This is a genomic window from Larkinella ripae (assembly GCF_054780775.1).
Genome location: NZ_BAAGVR010000014.1, coordinates 568,610 through 575,311, shown reverse-complemented (window position 1 = coordinate 575,311; position 6,702 = coordinate 568,610). Strand labels below are relative to the sequence as shown.

Here is a 6,702-nt window from a genome sequence, read left to right as displayed (position 1 = left end):
GGTGACGGCCACCAGCGGCAGTGGGTGCAAGGCCAGCACCAGTGTGATCGTCTCTCGGCCAATCGCATCAGGCGGCCGGAAACCGGCAGAGGAGATAATCGATTCCTTCCAAGTACAAGTTTTAGGAAATCCAGCGCTTAAAGGACAAGTTGTGGTAGAAGTAAGCGGTGCAAGAGGACAAACGCTTAGTTATGAATTGCTGGATTTGAAAGGAAATGTCGTCAATGAACGCCAAGTAGATAATGTCGGGTCAATTGATCAGCAAACGCTAGATTTTAAGGGGAGCCAAGGAACAGTCTTCATACTAAGAGTTAGGTCAAGCACAAATAGTCAGACAGTAAAAGTTATCAGGGCAGAATAGTTCTTATAATTTAAGATGAATTTCAGATAAGCATTATCCAATGCTATTGAGGATAAAGGCGGTTTTTTAATTCATACCGAATTTCCTTAAAAGGCTGTCTGATTTTTCCTAAAAGCAGCTTTTACGTATTTAATTTGGCAACCTTTATGAGCTGGTAAAGTTATAATCATCGAATTGGCTAGAAAGTTCTGAGGAATAGTCGCAGGCATCCCAAATTGAATAAGAAGAGAACTAATACGGTTTTTTTTAAATCTTTAGACGTGAGACACGTGTATAATAGCAGGATTCAATTAAATTGAATAATTTAGAAATTTTCAATAGAGCATTTTGCGGTTTTAGAAGAATATACATCTGAATTTAGCACAGCCCGACTGAGTTCAGTCGGGTTTTGTCTTTTAGATATGTATTGACGGTTCGAATTGTTCTACTATATGATGCTAAAACTTGACCAATTGAAGGTATTAATAGCTATAATATTTCGTTTAAATAATTTGAATTCTTTTTAAGATTTAATGCTGAAGGAGCTTTTTGATACACATAGATATATATTGCATGTGTTCCATCAGAGTATGAATGTGATTAAAAGCGTCGGATAGTCGTATATAGAAGTAAATTAAATTTGTTTAGTTGTTACGGTATTTCGATTGATTAGCAATTAACTGCCTGATTTATAGTAGTTAATTTTATATTGATCTGAAAAATGGTTGATCCTAAAACGCAAATATACTTTTCAATTTGCTTAGCTATAGCTGCTATTTCATTATTAAAAGGGTTTTATTTTAAAGGACATTAATTTCTATCAGTCGAGCTTATAAAGAAAAGATTAGCTCAGATTAAATGGTGATCATCATTAATTTATAAACTCAAATACTAGCGATACAGATTGAAAAATTAGAAAGATTTTCGCTGACTACTGAGCTTTTAAGTTGGTTTCGCTGGTATTGATTTTTCGGAGTTCCTGAACAGGAGATTCTCTTTTCTTTGTTATTGCAAGCAAGTAATTTGAAAACTTCCGTGCATAAAAGATTATTAAAATTCGTGATGACTTTCAGTATAAGTGATCATAATACGTTCTTTTTCCTATATTATTATTGATTAATAATGGTTAACTTTACAAATTGTACAGATATACTATTTATTAAAAGCACTTAACATCACCTCCTTTTTTAAAATTAACAGCTCAAAATTAACCTATTTATGAGTCATACTCTTCTTATTATGAAGTGATTAGTTCAATTATAGGTATATACGTATAAAATAGAAAAGTATCTATTGTAGATTTGTCGAAGGTTTTATTTACAGAAAGTAATGTGCTTGATATGCTTCTTGAGGTGGCAGATTCAAAAATCTTACGGGAACCAGTGAGAAAAATTGATGGCCTGTTGCTACACTTTCATGAATTACTGAGCAAGAACGGGGTAATCAAGGGGTGTGATCCTGGTTCACCACGGCACGTTAAGCTTTTAAATATGTACAAAGACCGCGATTTGCAAAACTGTCTATAGGTTTGTAATAGCGATGTAGAGTATTTATCTACCTATCCACAACTAATTATGAAGATTATACGCGGTAAGAATACCGTCAGAACAAAGTGGTTTGTTCTGCTTGTTTCGCTCTTTTACTTTACCACTCTTCCGCAAACGGCTGAAAGCCACGTCGGAAGTTCAGGTGTAATTGTACAGAAGAAGGCGGGAAACTATCAATTCCTGATTAGCATAAAACCGCCCGATGTTGTGCCCGGAACCGCAAGCGTTACCGTTTTTGTGGAGACGGGACGGGTCCGTAGTATTGGCACCCGCCCAATTTATTTTGGGTCAGGTGATGAGGGAGCGCCAACGCATGATGTCCTGACGACTGCAGACGGTAGCCGCTATGAAGGTGAAGTCTGGTTAATGGCTTCGGGTTCTTCAAGCATTGAATTAAGTATCGATGGCCCTGATGGAAAACAACAGGTAGTGATACCTGTGATGGCGATTGCAACGGCAATGCGTGAAATGCCCAAAGGAACGGGATTGGGGTTGGCTGCTATGGGTCTGCTGTTGGTGGTCATGCTTATTACAATTATTGGCGCCTGTAATGCCGACGGAATGTCGGTCCCAAATCAGGCTGCGCCCGTTACACTCAAGCGACAACGGTCAATTGGGATGGGCATTGGTTTATTCATAATCGTACTGACTTTGGCCGGGTGGCGGTCCTGGTGGAATAGCACTGCTGATAACTATCGTACTGAACAACTCTATCGACCAGCATCCATTCAAACATCGGTGCGTGTTGCGAATGCCCATCGGCAACTGACCATCCAATTTGACACAAGTGCGGACCGACACAATCGACGCAACCTTAGTTATATTGTACCCGATCACGGCAAGCTGATGCACACGTTTCTGGTTCGGATTCCGGGCCTGGATGCCTTTACCCACCTGCACCCCAACAGGCGTGATACTATTCATTATGAAACAGCAATACCTCCTTTGCCGGAAGGCAAGTACCTTCTTTATTCTGATGTCGTGTATCGAAGCGGTTTTGCCGAAACTCTGACCGATACAGTGTATGTGCCCTCGGTAAACAGCAGCACTCGAGAAGTAGTTGCCAACGCTGAGCCATCCGGTCCTTATGCAACGGACGATGACGACAGTTGGCACCTATCCGAACCAATGGGTGTAAAAGAAGATGCTGTGAACGTACCGCATTTGAGTAATGACGTAGTCATTTGCGGAAAGCCCGGTGCCAGTACGAGACTTGCCGATGGCTCGGTCATGCTCTGGATGGATAAACCTTCGCAAGTGCTCGAATCGGGAAAGCTGTACACGCTGAAATTTGCGGTGGCAGATTCACTGGGAAAAGCCGCTGATTTAGAGCCTTATCTGGGTATGAGCGGTCACGCAACCATTTTACGATCCGATGGTACCGTTTATATTCATTTGCATCCAATTGGCACGTACTCAATGGCGGCTGAGGAGTCGTTGGTAAATCGCATTGCTGATACCACGCGAACCTTCCATTATCCTGACGCAACCCTTTTCCGCGATAGCATTGATCGTTACGTTGCTAAACTCAAAACCGTACCAGGTGAAGAGAAAAACCGGTTGCTGCAGGTCGCAATGCCTGGCATGAATCATCTCATGAAGGCCAATAATATGGTTGAATTTCCATACGCTTTTCCAAAGGCAGGTCATTATCGCATCTGGGTACAGGTGAAGCGAAACGGTGAAGTTTTGACAGCCGTCTTTGATACACAAGTGAATGATCCGTTGCTTTAAATCAGGATCTGCGAAGTTGTCCAATTTACCGGATTGCCAACTGAATAAGTTTTGATTCAAATTTACTATATACTATTCAATGGCTTACGTACTGGCTTAACGTTTCATCTATTCTTTCAATGGCATTTTCGGTAAAAATTCGGATACTTTGCTCTGCCCTTTGAATAATTTGATATTACAGGAGCATTTTTTTTGGAAAAGGTGGAGTGTATGCCGGATTTTAGCTTCTACCAGCATATCTTATTTGCTTATAAAATGCCATAGTAAAATACCTGATAAACCTTAGACTACCATAAAGGCCAGATTATAAGTCAACTATGTATGTGAATGGTCTTATATGTTAATTTTAATACAAAATAAATTCAATAGTAGTTATTCTATACTATGCGAGAACTTCAATCAGAAAAACACCTAAGTCCGTGGGTGGCAGGGATTAATCAGTCCATCAGGAAGATAACGGGGTTAGCCTTAGTTGACTCGGGTCATAAAGAGACAATCCCTCGTTTCAGTAATCAGGGTCTCACCGTACCCATTTACATATATGCCGTCATCGTTTCGTCGTTTTGCGTGGCTATGGGTATTGTGTGGGATATCATGTGGCACATGAGCATCGGACGGGACGGACTACTGGCCCCTCCACACATGCTTATTTATGTGGGAGCGATCGTGTCGGGCCTATTCTCTGCTTACCAAATTTTGAACCTTACCCTAACCAAAAATCACCCGGGTCGGGCCGCATCAGTGCCCTTCTGGGGCGTTTTTTACGGACCGTTGGGTGCTATGTTCTGTGTGTGGGGCGCCCTGGCCATGCTGACATCAGCCCCATTCGACGATTGGTGGCACAATACCTACGGTCTCGATGTGCAGATTCTGACGCCCCCCCACACCTTGCTTCTCACCGGTATTATGACCGTGCAATTTGGAGCGATGGTGAGCGTTCTGGCTTTGCAAAATCAGTATCGTAATTTAATATCGATTAAGGACAGTAATAGCTATCGTCAGGCTATGTGTCTAAAGTGGTTGTTTGCTTTTGCCGCCGGAATACTGTTAGTGATGCTTCATACGATAATCTCGGAATTAATTAGCATGCGTCAATCTCATAATTCCATTTTTTACACGACATGCGCTATAATCTTGCCGATTTATCTACTAGCCGTAGGGCGGGCCTCAATGTTACGCTGGCCGATGGTAAGTATTGCAGGCATTTATATGTTAGGTATGTTGCTGCCGAGCTGGATTATTCAGAACTTTCCGGCTACTCCTATGCTTGGTCCCGTCCTGAATCCTATTACGCACTTTCAACCGTTTGTGTTTCCCTTGATGCTGGTCATACCGGCACTAGTTCTTGATTGGCTTACGCACCGCTTCAGTGCGCTTGCGTCTGGGAAATATAAATGGCAGGAGTGGTTTCAGGCCACAGTTTATGGGCTTGCGTTTATGCTTACGCTGCTGCTCGTTCAATGGCCATTTGGTGAATTTTTGGTTGTTTCACCCTATGCTCAAAATGGGTTCTTTCTATCATACTCTTTGCCGTATAGTATATCGCCTGATTGGGGACAGGAACGCCGAATTGTATTCATGAATAAGACAACTTTTTTTACCACGAATTTCCTGCTTCGTTTTGGCGTAGCCTTAATCTATGCTATACTGTCTGCCCGCGTGGGTCTGCTTTGGGGTAACTGGATGAAGCGAATCGTACGGTAGGGCTTCAGTAATTTGCACTGCAGATCAATCGGGACGGGTGGCCTAGCAAACTTATCGGTAGGAGAACTGCTTGACTATTAATTTTATTAAAACTTTATCATAAAAGAATTTTACTTAGAAAATCTGTTTAAAACTATATTCCTATGCAGAATCGGTACAATGGATTAGATGCGGTACGGGTCGGTATGATGATGCTGGTCCTAGTTGCTCATGCGGGTATTAATTACGCAAGTATTCCCAGTAAAGTATGGGCCAACTTCCACGACCCCCAGGCTAACCATCCAATTTTCGATTGGCTGTTTTTGGTTGTCAGTATCTTTTGTATGCCGGTTTTCTTTTTGCTGTCGGGCTTCTTCACGGCGGCCCTCACCATCAAATACGGTTGGCAGGGAATGATCAAAAACCGTATCAAACGAATTTTATTGCCGTTTATCGTGTTCTGGTGCCTGATATTTCCGCTGACCTACATTGGGCTCCGTGTTGCTGCTACCACCTCGTTTGCCCAGGGCTGGGTCGCCTTTAGGGCCTTATTGAACGGTCACTTGGATTGGGTAGGACCAATTCACTTGTGGTTTATGTACTATCTGCTCTGGTTGTGTGCCGTTATCTGGCTACTGCATTATGCAATAGATCGGATCGCTGGCGAGCGATTCAAAAACTGGGCGATGCAACAATTTGAACGAGTAATGCAAAGTCGGTTTTATCTGATTGTGCCCCTTATGATTACTTTTCCGACGCTGCTGCTCATGAGTGATCCGTGGACTATAACCCCGACTTCGTTCAAACCTATGGCCCGGCCCATTCTTTTCTTTGGCCTTTTCTTTGGCTACGGTTGGCTCCTTCAGTATCGTCCCCACCTGCTCAATCGGTTTACGCACCGCCCCCGGCTCAATGTAACGCTGGGCAGTATTTTCGCCGTGGCTTATCTAGTGATCCTGTTTCACCCAGAGAGTTTTCCGTCACCAAAGATCTACTTTGCCTCGGTTATGTTGATGTCCGCTGGTTGTATATGGAGTTTCATTGCTGGTTTGATTGGGCTGGGGCTTCGCTATAATACATCTTCAACCTTTATCACCGTTCTCGCCCAGGCCTCTTTCTGGATGTACTTGGTGCATCTTCCGTTGACGATCTGGATTCCCCAGTGGCTGCTGCCATGGGCGGCACCGGTAGCCGTTAAATTCGGGGTCACCTTAGGCAGCACCCTGTTGATTACGTTCGGGTCCTACCTGCTGCTCGTTCGTGGCACTTTCATCGGGCACTTCCTAAATGGCCGAACGTATCCGCCTTTGTGGAATAGACCAGTGCATTATAATCATAATCCGCTGGAAGCCAGTCAAAAAGTGTAAGTTAAAAATGGATTCGATTTAGTGTGCCGCT

At 43.0% G+C, this 6,702-nt stretch carries 4 protein-coding genes; all 4 read left to right on the top strand.

Translation table 11 applies throughout. The features are described 5' to 3' along the window. The coding region (locus ACYVHX_RS09280; RefSeq protein WP_460671340.1) for a T9SS type A sorting domain-containing protein at positions 1-361 on the top strand (361 nt) is incomplete at its 5' end. A gap of 1,553 nt (positions 362-1,914) precedes the next feature. Continuing rightward, complete coding sequence (locus ACYVHX_RS09275) at positions 1,915-3,621, top strand: hypothetical protein (protein WP_460671339.1); 1,707 nt, start codon at positions 1,915-1,917, stop codon at positions 3,619-3,621. Positions 3,622-4,005: 384 nt separating this feature from the next. Then, entirely contained in the window at positions 4,006-5,325 is a 1,320-nt protein-coding gene (locus tag ACYVHX_RS09270) for a hypothetical protein (RefSeq protein ID WP_460671338.1), read from the top strand. A 143-nt stretch (positions 5,326-5,468) separates the two neighbouring features. After that, the gene (locus ACYVHX_RS09265; RefSeq protein WP_460671337.1) at positions 5,469-6,671 is read left to right on the top strand and encodes an acyltransferase family protein; all 1,203 of its coding nucleotides are present in this window, start codon (positions 5,469-5,471) and stop codon (positions 6,669-6,671) included. Positions 6,672-6,702: the final 31 nt, after the last annotated feature.